This is a genomic window from Pseudomonas sp. LM13, assembly GCF_041381355.1.
GTDB lineage: Bacteria > Pseudomonadota > Gammaproteobacteria > Pseudomonadales > Pseudomonadaceae > Stutzerimonas > Stutzerimonas frequens.
On record NZ_JACBXH010000143.1, the window covers coordinates 1 to 433 of the forward strand.

Here is a 433-nt window from a genome sequence, read left to right on the forward strand (position 1 = left end):
TCCGGCGACCGGTACGGCAGCCAGGACTTGCGCCATGATCCGGTCACCGCCGGCATGACGCCCCAGGCCGTGCTTAAGCTGACGCAGCGGCACCGGCAGATCAGCAAAGGGCGCTCCGTTGCGCAGCGCGCCGGGCTTGCGCTCAATCAGCGGGATGTAGTGCTGCCAGTCGTAGCTGACCTGGTCGCGATCCAGCAAGCGCGCATGGCTGGCTATCAGCGCATCATCGGCCACCACCTCGATGCGGGTCGGATACAAACGGCTGCTGACCCACTTACCCGCGTACTCACACGGCACCGAGTAGCGGTTGCGCCCGACGCTGACCAGGCAGGTGCTGGAGACCCGCGCAGGCCGCTCGACGTAACCGTCGAATGGCGCTGGCACAGGCATCAGTTCAGCGCGCTCCAACTCCAGCACTTCGGCCACACTCAGC

Annotated in this window: 1 protein-coding gene; it reads right to left on the reverse strand. The window is 66.3% G+C overall.

The genetic code is table 11. The annotated features are described in order from the left end of the window. Positions 1-433: Mu transposase domain-containing protein (locus HZR81_RS23745; protein ID WP_500129411.1), on the reverse strand; the 433-nt coding region annotated here is incomplete at both ends.